Annotated in this window: 13 protein-coding genes and 1 pseudogene; 7 read left to right on the top strand and 7 right to left on the bottom strand. The window is 32.3% G+C overall.

Annotated elements, in window-relative coordinates; all coding sequences use genetic code 11:
- Nucleotides 1-55: 55 nt before the first annotated feature.
- A pseudogene (rpiA, locus tag AC3DU7_RS05350) lies at nucleotides 56-391 on the bottom strand (ribose 5-phosphate isomerase A); the annotation flags it as partial.
- 79 nt (nucleotides 392-470) lie between these two features.
- Here rpiA and AC3DU7_RS05345 point away from each other — a divergent pair.
- A complete protein-coding gene (locus AC3DU7_RS05345; RefSeq protein ID WP_488038319.1) occupies nucleotides 471-4013 on the top strand; it encodes a tetratricopeptide repeat protein in 3543 nt (1180 codons plus the stop codon).
- Nucleotides 4014-4927: 914 nt separating this feature from the next.
- Here the strand turns inward: AC3DU7_RS05345 and AC3DU7_RS05340 are convergent.
- From AC3DU7_RS05340 to AC3DU7_RS05330, 3 genes are all read right to left on the bottom strand, one after another.
- Nucleotides 4928-6217: a glycosyltransferase gene (locus tag AC3DU7_RS05340; protein WP_488038318.1), complete on the bottom strand. Its 1290-nt coding sequence runs from the start codon at nucleotides 6215-6217 to the stop codon at nucleotides 4928-4930.
- A 1137-nt stretch (nucleotides 6218-7354) separates the two neighbouring features.
- Nucleotides 7355-8458, bottom strand: coding sequence for a glycosyltransferase family protein (locus AC3DU7_RS05335; RefSeq protein WP_488038317.1), 1104 nt, complete (start codon nucleotides 8456-8458; stop codon nucleotides 7355-7357).
- A gap of 789 nt (nucleotides 8459-9247) precedes the next feature.
- Entirely contained in the window at nucleotides 9248-10246 is a 999-nt protein-coding gene (locus AC3DU7_RS05330; RefSeq protein ID WP_488038316.1) for a hypothetical protein, read from the bottom strand.
- Nucleotides 10247-11120: 874 nt separating this feature from the next.
- On the opposite strand from AC3DU7_RS05330, the gene AC3DU7_RS05325 reads away from it, so the two are divergent.
- From AC3DU7_RS05325 to AC3DU7_RS05305, 5 genes are all read left to right on the top strand, one after another.
- On the top strand, nucleotides 11121-11258 hold the full coding sequence (locus AC3DU7_RS05325; protein ID WP_488038315.1) for a hypothetical protein: 138 nt from the start codon (nucleotides 11121-11123) through the stop codon (nucleotides 11256-11258).
- Between the two features lie 237 nt (nucleotides 11259-11495).
- On the top strand, nucleotides 11496-12590 hold the full coding sequence (locus AC3DU7_RS05320) for a glycosyltransferase family protein (RefSeq protein WP_488038314.1): 1095 nt from the start codon (nucleotides 11496-11498) through the stop codon (nucleotides 12588-12590).
- Between the two features lie 16 nt (nucleotides 12591-12606).
- On the top strand, nucleotides 12607-13518 hold the full coding sequence (locus AC3DU7_RS05315; protein ID WP_488038313.1) for a sulfotransferase: 912 nt from the start codon (nucleotides 12607-12609) through the stop codon (nucleotides 13516-13518).
- Nucleotides 13519-13761: 243 nt separating this feature from the next.
- Entirely contained in the window at nucleotides 13762-14748 is a 987-nt protein-coding gene (locus tag AC3DU7_RS05310; RefSeq protein ID WP_488038312.1) for a hypothetical protein, read from the top strand.
- Nucleotides 14749-14753: 5 nt separating this feature from the next.
- On the top strand, nucleotides 14754-15644 hold the full coding sequence (locus AC3DU7_RS05305) for a glycosyltransferase (protein WP_488038311.1): 891 nt from the start codon (nucleotides 14754-14756) through the stop codon (nucleotides 15642-15644).
- Between the two features lie 195 nt (nucleotides 15645-15839).
- On the opposite strand, the gene AC3DU7_RS05300 is transcribed toward AC3DU7_RS05305, so the two are convergent.
- From AC3DU7_RS05300 to AC3DU7_RS05290, 3 genes are all read right to left on the bottom strand, one after another.
- Nucleotides 15840-16556: a sulfotransferase family 2 domain-containing protein gene (locus AC3DU7_RS05300; protein ID WP_488038310.1), complete on the bottom strand. Its 717-nt coding sequence runs from the start codon at nucleotides 16554-16556 to the stop codon at nucleotides 15840-15842.
- A gap of 33 nt (nucleotides 16557-16589) precedes the next feature.
- Entirely contained in the window at nucleotides 16590-17519 is a 930-nt protein-coding gene (locus AC3DU7_RS05295) for a sulfotransferase family protein (protein ID WP_488038309.1), read from the bottom strand.
- Between the two features lie 256 nt (nucleotides 17520-17775).
- A complete protein-coding gene (locus AC3DU7_RS05290) occupies nucleotides 17776-18693 on the bottom strand; it encodes a sulfotransferase (protein ID WP_488038308.1) in 918 nt (305 codons plus the stop codon).
- Between the two features lie 96 nt (nucleotides 18694-18789).
- On the opposite strand from AC3DU7_RS05290, the gene AC3DU7_RS05285 reads away from it, so the two are divergent.
- Nucleotides 18790-19794, top strand: coding sequence for an Npun_R2821/Npun_R2822 family protein (locus tag AC3DU7_RS05285; protein WP_488038307.1), 1005 nt, complete (start codon nucleotides 18790-18792; stop codon nucleotides 19792-19794).
- The last annotated feature ends 506 nt before the right edge of the window (nucleotides 19795-20300 follow it).

Genomic DNA, 20300 nt, shown 5'->3' with positions numbered 1-20300 from the left:
ACTTGGAACGGCCATTTATACCTAGTTTCCTGGTTTAATGGCCAACGAGTCGCACTTCACGGGTATGAGCTGCTCCACCACCCTTGATGAGATTTTTCTGTGGGTCAACTTCATCAGCACCATCAATGGCAATATCCATGTGGTCAACTTCATCGAGGGTAGTTAATGGCACACCATACTTTTTAGCTAATACGTTTGATTGAAAGGAGGTAGGAATACCTTTGATATCTGTGAGTTGGCCACTTTGTAGACGTTCTCCCAAAAACTGAATCATATAGGCAGCGGTCGATCCTGTGCCTAACCCCACTATCATTCCAGACTTTACTCGGTCAGCAGCAGCTTTGCCGACTTGCTGTTTCATTAATTTAATGGGGTCTTGTTCTGTGACCATGGTCTATACTCCTTATCTTAAGATTAAATAAAATAACAAACACTGTTTAACTTGACCGTTATAAGGGTTCGTAGAGAAAATGTTAGCTGAAAATTATTTCAATACAGCCAATCAACTACAAGATTCTGGACAACTTTATACAGCGATGATTGCTTATCAAAAAGCTTTGAGTATTAAACCAGATTATGTCGAAGCTTACAAGAAGTTAGCTGAAGTATATTTGATGCAAGAAAATTTTGATGCAGCGATTTCCGCTTGCAAGGAAGCAGTTAAAATTCAACCAAATTTTGCTTCTGTTTATTTGACTTTAGGGAATATTTTTCAACGTCAAAATTTATTTGAACAGGCAATTAATACTTATGAGCGGGCGTTAAATATTCAACCTGATTTTGCACAAGCATATGCGAATATTGGCACTGTTTATTATAAACAGAGGGAATTTAATTTAGCTATTTTTAATTATAAAAAAGCCTTAGAGATTAATCCTGATTTGGCATCTGTGCAGTTGATGTTGGGAAATGTACTTTCTCGAATAGGAGAATTCGATCGGGCAGTTTATTGTTATCAAAAGTTGCTACAAATTGAACCAGAAGAGCCTAAAGCTTACTGCAAGTTAGCAGAGGTATTTGCTCTGTATACAAATCTTGAACCAGCTTTTGATTATTATCAAAAATCTTTATCTATTCAACCAAATTATCGGGAAGCTTTTGTCAAGTTATATAAGTTGCTCAGACCTGGAACTACTGAACGTCAATTGGAGGAATTATTCACTGAATGGCAAAAACTAGCAGGGGAAAATAATCAGAATATAAAGGAATATGTTGATTCAGTAGTTCGGATTGAAGAAGGAAGAAGGAAGAAGTGGACGGGGACTCAAACCCCAACCAATTGTGAATATCCTGTAGACGGCGGGGTATTAAACTCAAAAGAAAAAAATAAATCAAGTCAATATCTAGAGCAGGAAAAATTTACAAGAGAAGAAAATGGAGAAGCTATTATTCTTGATGGAGAACATGGAATTAAACCTGCTACTGTTAATTTGATTCCAGAGCAAAAGGTAGATAATTTTGAGAATAATTCTGATAATTTACCTTATCCGGATGAAGTAGAAGAAAGTTTGGAAAAAACAGGTGAAATTACGACTTTTGAATATCAAGAATCAGAGTCAGAATTTACACCAAAAATCTTAAAATTTCCAGCGGCAGAAGCTTATATGAATCAAGCCGATCTAGCCTTGAAACAAGGAAATTTAGATTCGGCGATCGCTTGCTGTAAAGAAGCTTTGAAAATTCAACCGGATTATGCTCCATTTTATGTAACTTTAGGAAATGCTTTTTATAGACAAAATAATTTAGAAGCTGCTTTGCATGCTTATAGTCAGGGGTTAGAAATTAAACCAGAAGTTGCTGAAGTTCAGGGAAATATTGGTAGTGTTTATTTGCAGTTAGGTCAATATAAACAAGCGCTGTTTTATTATCAAAAAGCTGTTGATTTAAAACCTGGTTTGGCTGGTATTTATTGGAATATTGGTAAACTATTTCAATATTTAGGAAAGGTTGATGAAGCTCTGGAAGCTTGGGAAAAAGCATTAGAAATTCAACCAGATATAGTAGAGGCAGATTTTCACTTTAAATTAGGCAATACCCTAGTTAAACTTAGTAGAATTAAGGACGCAGTTATAAGTTATCAAAGAGCTATTAATCTCAAACCAGATTATACCGAAGCTTATAGTAATCTAGCTAATATTTTAGGTAAACAAGGAGATAGAGAAGCAGCAGCAAAATATTATCAAAAAGCATTAAATATTAATCCAGAACTCAAACACTTACATGAAAAACTAGCTAATAATTTATTACTGAAAGGTGACTACGACCAAGCAATTTATCATTATCAAATAGCTATTAAATATAATCCTAACTCCTATGATGCTTATGCCAACTTAGGAACAGCACTTTCCAATAAAGGATTATTAGAATCAGCACTAGAAAAATATCATCAAGCATTAAAACTTAAACCAAACTGGGCAGAAGTATATTCTCGCATCGGACATATTATTAAACAAGAAAAAATGGAAGAAGCGATCGCTTTATTTGAAAAAGCGATTGAAGTTAAACCACAATTTGTGGAAGCTCATCAACAATTATGCGATTTACTCAGTCATACAACTAAACTTGCCCAAGCTAGAAAAGCAGCCGATAATTTTTGTAATTCTTGTGGAGAAATAGCTCCTATTCTTTCAGGCACTGCCTTTTTATTCTCCTACTTTCAATCTGGAGTGAGTGACATGGCAAACTCCAAACTTTCAGAAGTAGAAAAATTTTCTTATCAAAGCTGTGAAACCTTCAGCGAAGTAGAAATAAAACTACTCTATGAAATTTTCTTATTTGCCGTACCTCACCTCCGGGATAACTTAGAAGGAAATGCTAAATTTTACAAATTAATAGCCAAACAATATTATCAAAATAGAGTCAAAAACTATCCAACTCCAAAAACTCATATTTCTAATTCCCAACCCCTGAAAATAGGATTCCTTTCCAAACATTTTCGTCGTCATTCTGTAGGTTGGTGTAGCGAAGCCTTAATTCGAGAACTATCTCAAATTACACCTCACATTCATCTATATATTACAGGTTCGTTGAAGCGAGATGATATTACTCAAAGATTTGAACAAATGTCTGTCAAAACCTATTGGCCGAAAAAGTATCCTAATGGGTTTCCATCCTACGAAGAAATTGTCGAACAAATATTAGAAGATAAGTTAGATGTAGTAGTAGATTTAGATTCAATGACATTGCCAGTAAATGTACATATTATCCACGAAAAACCTGCACCAGTCTGTGTTTCTTGGCTAGGTTTTGATGCACCATATATTTCTGAAAATAATTATTTTTTATGTGACTGGCATACTCACCCTGAAGGAAGAGAAAAATATTATTTAGAAAAATTAGTTAGATTACCAGAAACATCTGTAGCTGTGGGTGGGTTTGATAGTCATTTGGTTGATAGAAATACTGCGAGAAATAGTATCGGTATTGATTCAGATAAAATGGTTTATTTGTGTATAGCACCAGGACGAAAAACTAACCCAGAAATGGTACGTGCCCAATTAAAAATTTTGCAACATACACCAGAAAGTATATTAATTCGTAAAGGTCAAGGAGATGTAGATATAATTTATCAAACTTATCGTCAAGAATCTGAAAATTTAGGAGTAGACTTTAATCGAATTATCTTTTTAGGACAAACTCAAACAGAAGAAGAACATCGAGCAATTTATCAGATAGCGGATGTTTTATTAGATTCTTATCCCTACAATGGAGGTACTCATAATTTGGAAGCTTTATGGGCAAACTTACCAATAATAACTAGAACTGGAGAACAATATTTATCTCGGATGGGTTACTCATTTTTGCAGAATGTAAATTTGAATATAGGAGTAGCTTGGAGTTGGGAAGAATATACAGAATGGGGAATTAAATTAGGTAAAGATTTAGGTTTAAGAAATTCGGTGCGGGAGCATTTGCAAAATTCAAAAAATCCAGATAACTTAGCGCCTTTGTGGAATCCTAAAAAATTGGCAAAACAGATGTATCAGGTATTTGCTGAACTCAGAAATAAGTAACAAGGAAGATGGAAAAGGTAGATGAGGCATTGGCTGAACTTTAGGAAAATTAATCACAGGAATTAAAATAATTTACCCCTAATTCTGGGAAAGATGACAGAAAAAAGAGAATAGGGAACTTAACGAAGTCAAAAGTCAAAAGTCAGAATTCAGAAGTCAGAAGTTATTTTAGATAAAACTCTGAGCGATCGCCTCTATGACTCACTATATATTTGGACTTAACTATAACGTCTTAGTTATGAGATTTGAGATAATTGTCTCAATAGAACTTCCTTTGACTGATTATTACTTAACTACAACGTCTTAGTTACTAGATTTTAGATAAAACTCTGAGCGATCGCCTCTATGACTCACTATATATTTGGACTTAACTATAACGTCTTAGTTATGAGATTTGAGATAATTGTCTCAATAGAACTTCCTTTGACTGATTATTACTTAACTACAACGTCTTAGTTACTAGATTTTAGATAAAACTCTGAGCGATCGCCTCTATGACTCACTATATATTTGGACTTAACTATAACGTCTTAGTTATGAGATTTGAGATAATTGTCTCAATAGAACTTCCTTTGACTGATTATTACTTAACTACAACGTCTTAGTTACTAGATTTTAGATAAAACTCTGAGCGATCGCCTCTATGACTCACTATATATTTGGACTTAACTATAACGTCTTAGTTATGAGATTTGAGATAATTGTCTCAATAGAACTTCCTTTGACTGATTATTACTTAACTACAACGTCTTAGTTACTAGATTTTAGATAAAACTCTGAGCGATCGCCTCTATGACTCACTATATATTTGGACTTAACTATAACGTCTTAGTTATGAGATTTGAGATAATTGTCTCAATAGAACTTCCTTTGACTGATTATTACTTTTCAAAATTAAAATTACAGTTAACTTTTTACAACTGCTCCAACAGACGAACATACTCTTTAGCAGTCTCTTTCCAAGTCCAATGAGAAAAGCGTTTATCTACTTCTTCAGCAGACAACTTACTTTTAGGATATAGAATAAATTTCTCCATACAATTTGCTAAAGTATCCACATCACCCACAGGGAAAAAATCTACCATATCCTCACATTTATAAAGCTCTACCTGCTCTCGAAAAACTTCTAAATCTGAAACAATAGCAGGTATTCCTCTAACAACTGATTCTGATAAAGCTAAACCAAAACCTTCATATTTAGAAGGAAAAACCACACAGGAACATTTCCGATACCATTTTTCCACATCTTCATCGGAACAATATCCTAACCCCTCAAAATATTCCTGCATTATATTCTGATTATTCTGAGATATTTCCTGACATTGATGCAGATAATTAATGTATTCTTGACTATTAGCTTGCTGAGATAAACTAATATTTCCAGCAATCAAATTATCCGTTTCTTTACCAATCAAAACTATTTTAAACTTCAGATTTTTTTGAGCAAGCTTAATACCTGCCTTTAACAGAGTTAAGTGGTCTTTATAAATACCAAAAGAAGAAGGTAAATAAAATATTGGTAATTCTTCATTAGATTCATGGGAATTTTCTGTTATAGTCAACAACTTCTGTGAAGTATTTGACTTAGTAGGAAAACCAGAGTTAGGTATAGGTGTAATCTTGCTAGTAAACTCTGGAAAAACTGAGATAATATCTTTACGGGTTTTGTCAGAAACAGTAAAAACAATATCAACTTTCTTCAGCCATTCCAATAAACTTAAATCGTATTTTTTTATATAAGATTCTGGATAACTTAAAGGAGCAAATCTCCAGAATACATCATGGGTGACCATTGCTAAAGGAATATCAATATCGGGTGGAGTTAATTGATTAGTTAAAAAGTATAAACAATGAGTAGCTTGATAACGATTAGCTAAATATCTGATACTAAACTTACTCTGATATTTACGGCGGATACTCTTAAAAAATATTTGGATTTTCTTTGCTTTAAGATTACCTGATAAGGACGAAAACTTATTAATTACAGAAAGTATTCGAGACTGTAAAGATTTAGGAGGTAATGTAAATGATTCATATTTGATTATTGGAGATTTCGGTAACTTTTCTTGAAAATGAGGAATTTCTTTTTTAGGCAATACTAATATTATTTCCTCTACTTCTTCAATCAACTCTTCGATGGTTCCACAAATGACCTTTTCAACTCCACCTTGGCGATAAAATTCAATCGGAACTATCAGTTTCATATTTGCTTAGTTGCTCTAAAATTTACTATTTTTTCTCTTTCTATAGCAATTTCCAAAAAGCGTGAGGTACAAAATTTTAGGTTTGAAGGAACAGGAAACAGGTAAGCATTCAGCCCTCAGCAATCAGCAATCAGCTATTGCTTTTATTGCTTTTAGTTTTAGATAAAAGCTTTACTAATTGAGACAGAATTTATACTTAACTATAAAATCTGGCACTCAACAGTCTATATTCATTAAAACCCCATCATGATAGCTGAGAGCTGACAGCTAATAGCTGAATGCTTACGGAAACAGAGAATAAAAATACAAGAATATCAATGTACCTCACTACTTTAGGAAAAACTATATCAATTACTAACTAAACTTATTGTTCATATATATATAGCAATCCTATTTTATTTATATATAACTCACATTCCGCACTTCAAGAGCATATCATTAAAAGTAGTATATAAATTTGTATCTTGGTAGGTATTTATACTATGCGAATCATCTCAATTACTTTTTTCGTCGATCAAATTCCGAGTCAAAAATTTACGCATAAATACTTATTTGATTGATTACTCAATCACAGCAGTTATGATTTTCTTCTCAAATTCTGTCTCCTGTCTCCTGTCTCCTGACTCCTTTTTCGGTTGCTACATTTTGTGGTGCGGAATGTGGGATATAAAACTCTTACCACTTTTAGAGAATAGGGAACAGTTAGGAGTTTCAGTTTTTTTATCTACTTTTTGATTGCCCGCAACTTATTTAGGATTCCTATAGTAAAAATATTTTTTACCGAATAATCTATAGTCTTACAGTAGAATAAAGAAGGAAAAACCTGGATTTTTTTGAATTTTAAACTTTTGAGATCCCCTAATTTTTCCTTCGACTGTTATATATAGTAGGAACTATTCACTTTACTAATTCGAGCAAAAATTTACCGAATAAATACAGTTTAAAGCCTTTCTTAGACTGTGACACAAGCTATCAACCTACAAGGAGAAATAATAAAAACAATTCTTTTAATCTATCCTCTTATTTACTTTTGACTTTTGTACGGGCGTTAACGGCAACTTTGCATCCGTAAATGCCTATTCATCCCTACAACTTTTAACTTCTACGTAGCGATACTTGAGTTTATTTAAGTCATACTTAATCAATATTTTTCAACCACAATGGTGCTACATGCTCCCAAATTTCATTCTTGACATATTCTTGGATTTTTCCCCTAATCTCCTCTAACTCCTGAGGATTTTTTAAAAGTTCTACTACTCTATAAGCTAAAGCCTCTTGAGTTTCCTTTACCTGGGGGTCGCCATCCACTTTTATACAATAATCTTTTTCCATAATTGCTGCATAATTAGTAGTGACAGGAACGCATTTTACCATCGCCGACTCCCGCAATGAAATACAGTCTATTTCTTCATAAGCACACCCATAATAATGAATAGCTGAAGTAGATTTTTCATACATTAATTGATTGTGGCCCACAATACCATGTTCAATTACTCCTGGCTGCTCCATTAATTCCATCATTTTTTGTCTCCAAGGTATTAACCTTTCACTATAGTCACGTTTCGTCCACCCATAATAAATATGTAATTCTGCTTCTGGAATTTCTCTTTTAATAATTGGCCATCCCCATATCAACATAAATTCTAAGCCTCGATAATACCTCGAAGCATATACTAATCTATATGGTTGTTTTTGATTTTTACTCAGTTCTAAAACAGTAGAATCAGCACCATTATTAATAACTACAAACTTATCATCAGGTATGTCTGGTAATAAATTACGTTGGTAATAACTTTTGACAAAAATTTTGTTATAGGGCTTTAAGTATATAGGATCGAATGTAATTATATCGTGCCAATCAAACCAGGTTCTTTTAGCTTTAGCATAAGTAGGCAGCATCTTAGGATGTCGCCACATAATTAAAGTATCAAAAGTATCGTACCAGTTAATTTTGTCATAATTAACATATTTAACTCCTCCATAAATACCCTCTTTGTCTTCACAATTAGTAAAAATTGTAACATCATACCCTTGCTTGACCCATTCTCTAGTCAAAAAGAAAACTGCACTATCCGAACCACTGGCACCCTTAGTTTTCAGATCGGATTCTAGTACTAAAAAACGCTTTCCTAGATAATACACAATTGACTTTTCCGGCCATTTTTTAGCAGTTAGTTTCTTAGTTAAGTCATTAGCAAAGGGGATTTGAGATTTAATCCACTTTTTTATAGGTGTTAACATAATATGCTCTAGTATCAACTATAAAATCACAATCTTTGAAGAGATATTGTGTCTTTTTTTTTACTATAGCAGTTGTTTAATTATTGAGTAGTTAATTTCTATCATGATTCAGAAAAAGCATCTACTACAAAAAAATATTCTTGATTGCACTCAATCATGTGTCGAAATTATATCACAAAATAGATGAATTAAATTATAAGATAGACTATCTAGTTATCAAGGTTTACTCCAAGTTTATTAACATAGCAGATTCTGTCTGTCAATAATTATTTTGAATTTGAAGTAGTAGACAACAAGAAAAGAAATATTTGAGCTACTAACTATGTTAATAGATGTACTTTGGGAGAGTCTATATAGTTAATAGACATCTGGCGATCGTCAAAAATTAAATCAATCCCATACGCATAAATCATCAATTCTTTTCCCCTACTCCCTACTCCCTACTCCCTACTCCCTACTCCCTCTTTTCCGGAGAGGTCTAATATATTGACGATTGCATCTGTAGATGTCTAGTGAAAAATAACAGAGACTATCATCAATAGAAGAAATAATTTTTATCTGTATGAATCGGAACAGATGTATTGGCTGAGCGCCAGGAATCTGTATATACTAACCGTTTATCGAATCTAGTAGCGATCGCTCCATAGGAATTAGTAAAAAAAATCATGTACCAATGTTGAGCTTTCTAGGTGGGAAAAATATTCTTTCGGAATTTTTAATTGAGTTTATCTGTCAGTTTTCCCCACCTTACTTTAATTGGTAATCTATATTCAATGCGAGTACCTTAAATCAAAGCCAATATTTGGAAATAAAATCATAATGTCCAGCTTGCTCGGGTGGATAAAATCCTTTCTCTATTTTTTCTATAACATTTGGCAAAGCTTTAATAAATTCTGGACTTCGGTCTTTAGGATGAATTGTCCACGCTTTAGTGGAGCTCATAGTTGCTCGTACATAGTCAGTTTTCTCTAACTGCATGGATACCATAATCTCCCAAGAATCCAACTTGCCTTTGCCAGTATAGTAATTTAAAAGGGTTTTTAAGTGTAGTGGCAGTCGATTAAGAGATTTTTTGTTGTAGGAACGCCACAAAATAGGCAATGGCAGTAACTTTTCAAAGCGTTTACGGTTAATCAGATACACCCTACTGCTGAAAAATTTGAGTTTATAGAAGCCATCTACTTCTGGTTTTAGGGGCTTATTTTTTTGGTATATAGTACCATCTTCAGTTGGTGGACCTGTCAATGGTCTGATTGCCATGATCTCCGGATGTTGCTCCATTAACTTGATACCTTCATCTATCCAACTATAATCTGGTTGTTGATGTAGAAGCATATCACTGTCATAATGCAACATATAATCTCCTGGTACAGATTCTATGTGAGAAATTGACCCCAAGATCGGATAACCCTTATAGTTATGGGTGGGTTTAATCCGATAACCAAAATGCTTTTGGTACATTTGTTTTTGATGATTTTGGTCATAGTTAATCTCCACAACTCGATCTACAATACCTTTACCTATAAGTTCCCTGCAGCAATCTCTAAGTTCACTTAGAGTACCAACACCAGGACGCATAACTTTATCTCCAGATAGAGGTGCTGTATCCATAAACAGTACTTTTTGAGTAAAATTAAAATTACTCATTCTAACTAGATGAGGAATTGTATGCATCATAAAAGGTATGTCTGTTCTTGCTACCAACATCGAGAGAGAACAGCTGTTAGGTAGCATTAATGAGTCTTTACTACCACTTTCAATTACTCGTGGTTGCTTCATTAACTGCATAATTTTTCACCTCCAAGGTATCAGTTTTTTACTATTGATATTAATTCCATACCAATATTTACTTATTTTTTGCGCAAATTGTACTATAACTAACGCGGAAATTACTTAGAAAATATTAGTGATGATACCATGTAGGTAGCAGTTAAAACTTGTCCCTATGTAAAAATATGTAAATAACCCCTCAACTTAACTGTTTGTAGGAGTTTGAGGAGCTGGGAGTGAGTTTACAATTATTAATATTGATATAGCCAGGACTTACGCAAATTAACCTTGAAAGCGCTATCTGTAGGGCAGTATAGCATTCACCATCCCTATATGTAGAGTCTCTGCTTAAGTCCTGATAGTTAAAATTTTTCGTGCCTACCTACTTAATCATTATTTAAGAATAAAATCTTTAATTTTCCTACGGACTGCTGCGCAAACACAAGATTTATAGCGAAATGTTCAAGAGGAAATTATCCAAGATACAGAAGCATACTTAATTTTTGATGATGTAGTAATTAATAAAAAATATGCTAATAAAATAGAAAGCGTAGCTATTTTGAAAGAGGCATTTGTGCGACGATAATTAATATAGTGGAAATGAACATCTGTTAGAATTAAGATCACAAATTATAGATGAATTAAGTTCTAAGATAAATTATATAGTTATCAAGGTTTACTCTAAGCTTGTTAACATAGTATAGTCTGTATGTCAATAATTATTTTTAATTTGAAGTAGTAGACAACAAAGAAAGAAATATTTGAGATACCTAACTATGTTAATAAATGTACTTTAGGAAAGCCTATGTAGTTAATAATTAATTGCATCTTGTAGATGTTTAGTGAAAAGTAATAGAGAGTATAATCAATAGAAGAAAAAAATTTTAGCTCTATGAATCGGAGGAGATGTCTTGGCGATCGCCAGCAACCTCTATATACTACTAATACTAAATATCATCCTGATTCGAGAAAATATTTAGGGTTTGCTGAAAAAGTCTTTTTCAGGAGTAGGGGAGCAGAGAGTAGTTAGGAGAAACGAGGAATTAATTAGGAGATAGTCGGATATATCTGTCAGAGTGGTTTTTCTGCTATCTCTCCTGCCTTTTATGCTAATTTTTTGAGGTTTTTTAACGTGATACCAGGTATTTTTTTCGCTCCTTTAAATGCTGAATCCTTTATATTTCAGTGCTTTTAAATTTAATCATCAAACCCTATTTATAGTTCAAATAACAAGGAAAATCAAAAATATACTGGGAGTAATTCAACTGTGGCATTCAAGAAGCTACTCGATAATTTTAGTTCTAAATTAACTGCATTAAAACAAAGAATAACACCTAAATTATGGTCAGAAAATTCTATTGTTTACTACACTGGTCATACTCCATATCAATGGTCTCCAGAAAGTTTAAAAACAGGATTAGGAGGTGCTGATGCCAGGATTGTTTTTCTAGGTAGAGAATGGGTAAAGTTAGGTTATAAAGTTGCTGTATATAATAATTGTGGCAATAAAGAAGGTATCTATGATGGAGTAGAGTATAATCATTACTCAAAATTTAATCCTTATGACAGTTTTGATACTCTAATTATGTGGCAGTTTGCCTGGAGGATTAAGTTTCCCATTAAAGCTAAAAGAGTTTGGCTAGATTTAGGTTCGGTGTTGTTGCCTAGAGAAGTAACTTATGAAAAATTAAAACACTACGATAAAATTTTCTGCAAGAACAATTATCACCGTTCATTACTTCCAGAAATACCTGACAATAAAATTGCTATTATCCCTAATGGAATAGAACCATCTTTTTCCTCGCTCTATGAAAATCCTAAAGAGCCTAATAAAATTATTTACGCTTCTAATTATATTAGAGGGCTAGAAAGAATGTTAGAATTTGGCTGGCCGATTATTAAAAAAGAAATTCCATCAGCAGAACTGAATATTTACTATGGTTGGGGTAGCAAAATCGATCCAGATTGGAAAGAAAAAATGTTAAAACTAATGGCGCAACCAGGAGTAAATGAATATGGAAAAGCTGGACGAGAAAAACTAATGCAGGAAAAATCAACTTCATCAATTAATTATTATGGTTGTACTTTTGAAGAATTAGATTGTAATACAGTCCGGGAATCTGCCTTAGTAGGAGCAGTACCAGTCACAACAGATTATGCTGGATTAAAAGATAAAAGTTATTGTGTTAAAGTACCAGGTCATCCTTACGACAAAGAAACTCAAGAAGCATTAGCTTATAAAATAGTAGAACTACTAAAAAACCCGGAACAGCTTCAAGAAGTCCGAGAAAAAAATGTTGAGTTAGTCAAAGATGAAACCTGGGAAAATGTAGCTAAATTGTGGTTAAGTCAAATATCATAAAGGAGGTATTTTAATTATGACAATGCCAAATTTTTTATTAATTGGTGCTGCTAAGTCAGGTACTTCTTCTCTTTATTATTATCTGAAGCAACATCCTCAAATTTATATGCCAGCTTCTAGAGACCAAAAAGAACCAGATTTTTTTACTTTAGAAGGAGAAAGTAAAGAACGTATCGGTCCGAATGGTGTTCATTTTATGGAGAATGCAATTACAGATTTAGAAAGCTACCAAGAATTGTTTGCTGGAGTGACAGATGAAATAGCAATTGGGGAAGCTTCTACTTCATATATATATAGTGAAAAAGCACCACAGCGAATACATAACTATATACCTGATGCTAAAATAATTGCTATTCTTAGAGACCCAGCAGAAAGAGCTTTTTCTCACTTTTTATTTTCTCTGAGTAATGGTAGAGAACCGGAACCTAATTTTAAGAAAACATTAGAACAAGAAGATTGGCGAGTAGAGAATAATTGGAGTTTCCAATGGCACCATAAACGTCGAGGTTTTTATTATCTTCAACTCAAGCGTTATTTCGATCTATTTCCTTCTAATCAAATTAAGATTTGTCTGTATGAAGATATTAGAAAAGACCCTATTGCTTTAACTCAAGATCTCTTTAAATTTTTGGGAGTAGATGATACTTTTGTTCTAAATGTGGCTAAAGTACATAACCCTACCAATGTACCCAAAAATCAAACTCTTAATACTTTACTAAATCGTCCTAATCCAATTAAAGATAGTTTGAAATTATTTATGCCAATGGGAATTAGGAAAAAAATAGCAGGGACTATCAAAAAGAAGAATTTAGGCAAACCAAAATTATCTCCAAAAATCAGAAAACAATTAATTGCTGAGTATCGGGAAGATATATTAAAACTTCAGGATTTAATCGGCAGAGATTTGTCAAAATGGTTAGAAGTTTAGTTCAACAATTAATAATTAATAATTAATAATTAATAATCACCTATTCTTTCTAAGAAGAGGATTGACTAAAAGGATTTTTTTCTTTTTTATCCATAAATAGAGAGGCTTTATACCTTTATTTTTCAGTAAATCAAAGATGATTTTTTAAATATGACCAAATAAATAAAGTCTCAAAGCTGCCTACTTATTAGGGGTAGTGATAACTGATAACTGATAACTGATAACTGATAACTGATAACTAAAATGACTGATTTACCCCCAATATATTTTTATCTTCCCCAAAAAGATTGGTTAGATAATATGCCAGAAAAACCAGATGTTTATTGGGAACAATTTGGTCAAGGAATATACTGTTGGACTTTACAAACCTATCTTTATCTTAAAGCAGATGGATTTCCTTGTAAATTAGTAGGAAATATACCAGACGAAGGAATTGTAATAGCTCATCGAGATTCTTTTCCTTACAAACTAAGACCAACGTCAAAGGTTTTAATGGTCTGCATTAAACCAGATCGAAATCCTCATCCTTATGCTCAGTTGCAAGTAGTCCAAAATCCTCAAGATGCCAAAAATTTGAGAAATAGTTACTATATTCCTCTGTGGAGACAACCAGGATTAATTCCTCGTCATCCTGAAAGGGGCGATCGCTTTGAGAATATTGGTTATTTTGGTATTAGTTATAATTTAGCGCCAGAATTAAAGGCTGCTTCTTGGTCAGAACAACTAAAAGAATTAGGATTAAATTGGGAAATTATCCCTAAAAATCGCTGGCATGATTATAGTAATATAGATGCTGTTGTGGCTGTTCGTAATTTTCAAAAGCAAGATTATACTCAAAAACCAGCTACTAAACTCTATAATACTTGGCACGCTGGCGTACCTGCAATTTTAGGAAAAGAATCAGCTTTTCAGTCAGAAAGAAAAAATGAGTTTGACTATTTTGAGGTTAGCTCTATAGATGATGCTATTAATACTTTGAAACTTCTGAGAGATAACCCTCAGTTGTTTCAAAAAGTTAGGGAAAATAGTTTAGTTCGCGCTAAAGATATTGAACCTGAAAATGTTGTTAGGCAATGGCGTAATTTTCTAACTGATGTGGCTATAGTTGAGTATCATGCTTGGTGTCGTGCTTCCAAATGGTCAAAACAATTATATTTACAGAGTTGTTATTGGAGTATTAAAATTGGTGGAATAAAGCAGCGAATTCAAACTAACATATTTCAAAGTTAAAAATAATGCAAAAATTAATTGGTAAATTATCCCATAAATTGGGGCAAGTTAAACTAGCTAAATTTATTCAAAAGAAATTATTTTCCAAGAAATTTTTTACTAACTTGGAAAAAAAAGAGGATTTTAATTTTTATTTACCCTATGAAAATAAAAAAACAGGTGTTTCTGCATTTATCAGAATGAAAAATGAGGAGCAGAAAATTTTTTATTGTCTTAAATCTATTATTAATGTTTTTGATGAAATTATTGTAATTGATAATCAAAGTGAAGATGACAGCTTGCAAATTGTTCGTGATTTTCAGGATAAGTATGACTATCAAAATAAATTAAAAATCCTTACTTATCCTTTTAAATTATCTCTTTTTGGCAGTGGTTATGATTCTACACCAGAAAATTCTATTTATTCCTTTACATATTATACTAATTTTACTCTTTCAAATTGCTCCTTCAAGTTTGCTTGTAAGTGGGATGCAGATATGGTTCTCAAAAAAGATATCCTTTCACAATTTAAAGAATTCTTAGATAAGATTAGTAACCAAAAAAACAAAGTCTGGAAAATTGCTGGGCAAACAGTTTACAAAAATTTAGATAGTCAATTTTTTTTAGCACCAGATCAAATATATGCAGAACAAAGGATTTTTCCTGTTAGCTATCTGAATAGGTATAAAACTGGTGAGCTTTTTGAAGAATTTAAGTCAGCCTTGCCAAGAGATAAGTTTGCAGAGATAGTATTTTTTGAACTCAAATTTGCTAGTGAAAACGAATTCAACCATTGGTCAACCAATGATTTTAGTAACCGAAATAGAAAAAGAAAAGAGTGGGAGACAGTGCAACTTGTTAAATCAGGTGATACAAGTAGTTTGATTGCTTTACCATCCTATTTTTTGAGAGATTAAACCATGTTAGCAGAATGAATTATGAGAATAAAAAAATCAACCATTTTCAAATTTATCTAGCAAGCCCTAATTACCAGAATTTTTCAAAAACTAATGTTAATCAGGTCTAGCTTCACCTTATTTCCTATTAATTCAATTTTTTGAGCTTTATCTGATTTTTTCCTCTATCAAGGCTAAAGGAAATATTTGTTTCTATTATTTGTACATTTTGTATATTTTTGAAAATACATATTTAAAAAAATTATTAGATGATCTATCTGTATTTATCTCGCGTTTAAATTTTGCCAAACCTTCTCCATTAAACGACTGTAAATTTTCGATTAGCTCATAATCAATACCATAATATTCTTGAATTTCCTTTTTAATACTCTCTTCTAGATCATTAACTGCAATTTTCCTAGTAGTAGAAATATTGCTTTTTGGGAATTTTGACAAATTTACATTTAAAATCTCTCTAATCTTTAGAAAATCTTCTAACAAAAATTCTTGTCTGCATAAATAATCTACCTTAATAGACTTATCGTTAATAGCAAAAAACATATTGTATTGAGGTTCAAGAAATCCTTTTGTTTTATTCATGTTCCAGAAATCATTAAAACTTAAATCTCCTGTATATTTGTTGCGATTTTTTAATGTAGGTCTAGAACGATAATTATACCAGCTAACAACTCTTTTTACAGGATCTCTAATTATTCCCCATTTGAAAAATTTATCTAAGCTAAATTCTTGATGTTCAAATATCCAATTGAATCTATCATATATTTCTTTCATAGATAAATGCTTTCCTAGTGGAGTTCTTTTAATTCTTATATCCGCAATTTTTGCAATTACAGATTCTTCTATGGAAGATGAGGCACACTTAGGATTAGCAATAAAAATAAATTTGTTATTTCCTGAATACTTAATGAGCATTTTTATTAATGAGTATTTTTACTATCTATTATTTTAAACATTCCATTCATAAGGTTTATTCAAATCTCCAGCAATTCGATTAAACTCTTCGAGTTGTTCTGATGATAACTCGTTCTTCCATCGTAAATCTAACTTTAACTTCAAACCCATATTGTCATAGTAATCTCCCTGACGTTGTTGCACCTGACTTTGAACTGCTGTACCTTCTTCATTTCTATACTTTAAAATCAAGGAGCGAGTTCCTGTATTGCCAGCAATAGGATGATGGTCATGTTTCCAATATTGAACCATTTCTGGCACATATTTTATCTGTAAAAGTTGACATAAACTTTGTAAAGTTTCCTGATTTTCTGTGATAAATTTTTCATAACGAACAACCATTTTCCGTTCAGAAGGAAACTTATCAAAAAATTCATTAGTTTCTTTAATTCTTTTAGCCCACTGATGACTAAATTCTGTAGCTGTAAGTCCGGGAGTAATTCTCAATTTTGAACTCATAGTAGCTCTACCATCACGAACCATGTGAATGAGATAATTTTGAATTTTTCCCGCAGTAAACTCTTTAGCTTTGTATCGTTCTTTTACCCAATCAACTTCTTTACTCGAATCAATTAAAACTGTTTTAGATAGTTTTTCAAAAATGGATGAGTAAGCATTAAATACTCCATCTAGATGTAATATTTCTCTAACTTTTTTTTCTAGCTGAAGAGGAACTAATGGATTTAATCGAGTGTTACCTAAAACTGCAGTTAATCTATCTAGTTCTTTTTTCGTAAATTGTTGTTCCCAAAATGAGCAAGTATCTGGACAAACACCACAAAGAGCTTGCTTTTTTTTATAATATCGATATAATTTACTAATTTCTCCTAGTGCAAAACATTCAGGGTGACTGCCCAAAATTAACATCAATAATGTTGAACCTGTTCTACCACTACCTATAATAGATACTACTTTTTTATTCATTTACTCCTCATTTATTTCCTGGATTTTTTAGACTGAAACAAAAACCTAAAAAGTATAATTAAAGAACTGAATATCCTTATGATATATTTATTGAACTATTTCACGATTTTTCTTTAAAGTCTCTGTGACACTTTGTCCTGCTGTTTTTTGTACATGAACAAAAATAAATTTATGTTTGTGAGATATTAGCATTTTGATTTCTTTTTAGTTATGAAATAATTAATTTAATTCTTGTTTTAGCAAAAGATTTTGACTTTTAATTCCATTCAAAAGGTTTATTAGTTTCTCCCGCAATACGCTCAAATATTTCTAGTTTTTCTGGTGCTAGCTCTCTTTGCCAACGTAAATCTAACTTGATAGCTATATCTACATTGTCGTAGTAATCACCATTAATTTTTTGTACTTTCTTTTCTATTTCCTGTCCTCGATAGCGACGAATCAGAGAATAAGCTCCATCATTACCAGAAATATCATAATGATCGTATTGCCAATACTCTATCATAGAAGGAACAAAATTTATATTAATAAAATCACAAATCCTTTCAACAGTTTTATGAGGATTACTAGCTAATTTTTCATAAGCAATTTCAATTCTTTTCTCAGGATTAAATTTTTCAAAAAAATCATTCCTTAGTTTGTGTTTTTCTACCCATTCTGTTGCTACTTTAGCCATATCCCAATGAGTATATTTTCTCAGATAAGAGTTAACAACAGCTCTACCATCACGAACTAAATGAATTAAATATGCTTCTACTTTTCCTGATGTAAATTCTTCAGCTTGATTTTTTTTACCAATCCAAGGATAAGCTTTACTAGCATCAATAATAACGCTTTTATTTTCTAACTTGGAAAACATAAAAGAATAAGGGTTAAAAATATCATCTTTGTTGAATATTTGTCTAATTTTTTTCTCAATCTTTAAAGGGATATACTTATTTAAACGAGTATTTCCTAGAACATTAGCCAATTCATATAGTCCTTTTTCTCCAAAAGTTTTTTCCCAGAATTCAGATGTCATATTCACACAATCAATGGGCTTTTGCTGACGATAACGATTGGGAAGACCTACTAATTCACCAGCCGAAAAACACTCTGGATGACTTCCTAAAATTAGTGATAAAAGACTAGAGCCAGAATGCCCACTTGACATAATAAATATAACTTTTTTCTTCATAGATAACTATTCCTATAAAAAAATAAACGATTGGTTATGATTAGCGTTTAGTAAAATTCTTGATATAATCAAAAACAGTGATTCAAATTAATTTTTATGACCAACGGCATATACACTGTAGCAAATGATGTTGTCTTCGATCAACTTGTAGCTCTACTCAATAGTATTGAGGTAAATGTTGGTACTAATACTCCAGTTTGTGTTATTGCTTATGACAATAATACTGAAAAAGTCCAAGCTGATATAGAAAGACGAAATAATGTCCAATTTTTAGACAATCCAGAAATATTTGCCCCCTGGGAAGAATTTTCTTACGAAGCTTGGAAAGGTCATCCAAATGCTTTAAGTATGTGGGCAGAAAAAGGGGTTAAAGGGGTAAATCGGATTGGCATGAATCGTAGATATTGTGGCTTCGATCCTCAAGCTCCTTTTGAAAAGTTTATGTACTTTGATGCAGATATTCTGGTATTAAATTCTGTTGAATATATTTTTGACCAGTTGGATCGGGATGATTTTGTTGTCTATGATTTTCAGTATAAAGACCCCTCCCATATTTTTAATTTAGAGTCACCTAAACTGTTTGATGTTTTTCCAGAATCACGGATTAAATCTGAAATTTTTTGTGCAGGATTTTATGCAGGAAAAAGGGGGTTATTTTCTGAATCACAAAGGGATTTTTTAGTAGAAAAACTTAACTCTGGAGAAGGAGGAATTTTATATACATCCGCTCCAAACCAATCTTTACTCAACTATATGAAAATGCGATTGGATATTCCTGTTTATAATTTTGGTCTTGATTTACCACCAGAAAAAAGAACAGGTTGTTCTGTAACATCACCTCATTTTGAAGAAAGAGATAATGTACTATATGACAAGGGAGAAAGACTGACATATCTTCATTATATTGGAGTTTCTTCTAAAAGATTTGCTAGGCTTTGTCAGGGAGAAAATTTAGATCTTCCTTACAGAGATATTTTTCTCCACTATCGTTATCTGCACGAACCAGATAAAAGACCAAAATTTACTGGCAAACCAGAACCTTATAATCCGCCAGTAAACATAATGACTAAAATCTTCAAAAAATTAGGTTTAAATAATTAAATAAAAAAAGATAAAAGACATTTATATGTAGATAAGAAACAGACTGTAGCTCAGAGGATAAATTTATTGAAAAGTATTTAACTTCTGAGAATTAATTGCAGAAGACCGCTAAAATTTACAGGCAAACTATAACTCTATAATCTGCCAGTAAATGTAATTATTAAAATCTCTCCAAAAATCAGGGTTAAAATAGTTTAATAAAAAAAAGATGAAAGACGTTTATATTGCCCCTAGGTATTGGGCGATCACTTAGACTAACCCTCTTTCATTAATGGATAATGGATAATGGATAATGGATAATGGATAATTGATAATTACAAGAAGGTTAAAACCGTTACGGAATTGAACATAAGGAAATATTATTTCTTCTCTTGGTCGATTGGATATGGCGAGGAGACCGGCTCTTGCAGAGCAGCTCCGAAGATCGCCATCCCACCCAACGGGTGCGCTGCGAAGAGCGACCGCTGTCTTGGTCGATTGGATATGGCGAGGGGACCTCGCCATCC

This window comes from Okeania sp. (assembly GCF_983059655.1).
This window is presented reverse-complemented; position numbering and strand designations above follow the sequence as displayed.

What these genes read in the sequence shown, in the direction of transcription:
- AC3DU7_RS05345 (WP_488038319.1), top strand. Translation starts at nt 471, where the DNA reads ATGTTAGCTGAAAATTATTTCAATACAGCCAATCAACTACAAGATTCT.
- AC3DU7_RS05340 (WP_488038318.1), bottom strand. Translation starts at nt 6,217, where the DNA reads ATGAAACTGATAGTTCCGATTGAATTTTATCGCCAAGGTGGAGTTGAA.
- AC3DU7_RS05335 (WP_488038317.1), bottom strand. Translation starts at nt 8,458, where the DNA reads ATGTTAACACCTATAAAAAAGTGGATTAAATCTCAAATCCCCTTTGCT.
- AC3DU7_RS05330 (WP_488038316.1), bottom strand. Translation starts at nt 10,246, where the DNA reads ATGCAGTTAATGAAGCAACCACGAGTAATTGAAAGTGGTAGTAAAGAC.
- AC3DU7_RS05325 (WP_488038315.1), top strand. Translation starts at nt 11,121, where the DNA reads ATGAATCGGAGGAGATGTCTTGGCGATCGCCAGCAACCTCTATATACT.
- AC3DU7_RS05315 (WP_488038313.1), top strand. Translation starts at nt 12,607, where the DNA reads ATGACAATGCCAAATTTTTTATTAATTGGTGCTGCTAAGTCAGGTACT.
- AC3DU7_RS05310 (WP_488038312.1), top strand. Translation starts at nt 13,762, where the DNA reads ATGACTGATTTACCCCCAATATATTTTTATCTTCCCCAAAAAGATTGG.
- AC3DU7_RS05305 (WP_488038311.1), top strand. Translation starts at nt 14,754, where the DNA reads ATGCAAAAATTAATTGGTAAATTATCCCATAAATTGGGGCAAGTTAAA.
- AC3DU7_RS05300 (WP_488038310.1), bottom strand. Translation starts at nt 16,556, where the DNA reads ATGCTCATTAAGTATTCAGGAAATAACAAATTTATTTTTATTGCTAAT.
- AC3DU7_RS05295 (WP_488038309.1), bottom strand. Translation starts at nt 17,519, where the DNA reads ATGAATAAAAAAGTAGTATCTATTATAGGTAGTGGTAGAACAGGTTCA.
- AC3DU7_RS05290 (WP_488038308.1), bottom strand. Translation starts at nt 18,693, where the DNA reads ATGAAGAAAAAAGTTATATTTATTATGTCAAGTGGGCATTCTGGCTCT.
- AC3DU7_RS05285 (WP_488038307.1), top strand. Translation starts at nt 18,790, where the DNA reads ATGACCAACGGCATATACACTGTAGCAAATGATGTTGTCTTCGATCAA.